A 1,951-nucleotide genomic window follows, 5' to 3' on the forward strand; every position below is an offset into this window, starting at 1 on the left:
GGTGTGAAACTCGACAGGCCTATCGTTATAGTGATAGGTGAGTGGATGGCATTGTCTGGTGGTTGGTGGGTTCGGGATCGGCTGAGGCTGTCGACCAGCGATATGGCATATGCGGTGGTGTAGGCAACTTTGACAGGCGGATCTGGTTTTGAGTCGTTTTAGTATGGATCTGTTTTCGACAGGTGAGAGTTCGGTCGCGACTTTTATGACTGTCTCTTCTTCGGTGTGTCGGGTCCAGTCGTGGATGGATGTTCATCGGAGTGCGCGTAGGGTCGCGGGTTCGCTTCGGGCGTTGGGGGTGGGGCCGGGGGATGTGGTTGCGGTGTTGGTGGCGTCGCCGGCTGAGCTTGCGCCGATCGTGCAGGGGGTTTGGATGTTGCGGGCGTCTGTGACGATGCTTCAGCAGCCTACGCCGCGAATGAATCTTGTTCTGTGGCGGCGGGATACGGTTCGTGCGTGCGATATGGTCGGTGCGGGTTTGGTGGTTGTGGGGGATGATTTCCGAGTTTCGGGGGTGGAGTTCGTTTCTGCGGGGCGTCGGTCGTGTTCGCCTGGTGATTTGGTGAATGGGCCTGATGTGGATCCGCTTCATGGGTTGGAGTCTGATGTCGCGCTCTTGCAGTTGTCGAGCGGGTCGACGGGTTTCCCTAAGGCTGTTGCTATCACTCATGAGAACTTGTATGCGAATGTCAGTGGGATTGCGCGTGCGTTCGATCTGCGGAGCGATCGTGATGTGTTGGTGAGTTGGTTGCCGTTGTTTCATGACATGGGAATGATTCTGTTCTTTGTTCTTCCTATGCAGTTGGGGTGTTCGTTGGTGAAGGCGACTCCAGCTGATTTCATGTCTGATCTCGGGCTTTGGCCGGAGCTGCTCTCGGCTCATGGTGGCACGATGACGGCGGCACCTAATTTTGCGTACAGTCTTTTGGCGCGTACTTTGTCTCGGGCGCGTGATGATGCGTTCGATCTCAGCTCTGTTCGGATAATGATCAATGGGGCCGAGCAGGTGGATCCGGCCACGATGGATCGGTTGGCGGGGGCGGGTGTCCGTTTCGGGCTGGATGCCGGTTCGCTGCTTCCGTGTTACGGGCTTGCTGAATCGACGGTGGTTGTGTCTTTGGGAGAGCCGGGGGAGGGGACGGTTGTCGATGAAGTCGATGCGGGGGAGCTCGAGTGGGGTCTTCGGGCTGTGTCGTCCTCGTCGGGGGATGGTCGTGCGCTTGCGACGGTTGGGATCCCGATAGAAGGTCTCGAGGTGCGGGTTGTTGATAAGGCGGGACGTTCGCTACCTCACCGGCATGTGGGTGATCTGTTGGTGCGGGGTACTTCTGTCGCGAAAACGTTCGTTTCGGTGGACGGTGAGCAGCCCGCGTGTGATCGAGAGGGTTGGTTGAGTACGGGAGATCGCGGCTATCTGACCGAAGAAGGGCGGATCGTGATCTGGGGTAGGAACAAGGACATCATCATCATTGGTGGCCGCAATATATCGCCAGTCGATATCGAGCAGTGTGTCGCGACGATCGATGGTGTTCGTCCGGGGGGAGTCGCTGCGGTGTCCAGTGCCCGTGCGGATGGTTCGGAGGGGTTCTCGGTGCTGATCGAGTCGAGGCTGTGCGGAGACCGGTCGCAGCGGCAAAAGATCGAGATGCTGTGTCGTCAGGTTGTGCAGCAGACGATCAGTGCGCGACCGACGCATGTTCATGTCGTCGAGCCCGGAACCCTTCCGAAGACGTCCTCCGGCAAGATTCAGCGGAGTACCGCCGCTGAATTGAATCGGCGACTCGTCGACAGCCGATAGTCGAGAAATCCCACTGCGCCTATCTGTGTATCCAAAGGTTCGGTAATTCCGGTGAGAAATTCTTCTGAGAGCGGGCGATCATGAGTGTGCGAGAAATGAACGCGACCGCATGTATTCGGGGTATTTCGAATGAACGCGGAAACACGGAAAATG

At 57.7% G+C, this 1,951-nt stretch carries 1 protein-coding gene; it reads left to right on the plus strand.

The annotated features are described in order from the left end of the window. The first annotated feature begins 163 nt into the window (after window positions 1-163). Window positions 164-1,798, plus strand: coding sequence for a long-chain-fatty-acid--CoA ligase (locus ACX4ZE_RS22670; protein WP_480275490.1), 1,635 nt, complete (start codon window positions 164-166; stop codon window positions 1,796-1,798). The last annotated feature ends 153 nt before the right edge of the window (window positions 1,799-1,951 follow it).

The organism is Nocardia sp. TBRC8007, assembly GCF_056629435.1.

Coding starts and splice junctions, on each gene's coding strand:
- ACX4ZE_RS22670 (WP_480275490.1), top strand. CDS start 164: ATGGATCTGTTTTCGACAGGTGAGAGTTCGGTCGCGACTTTTATGACT.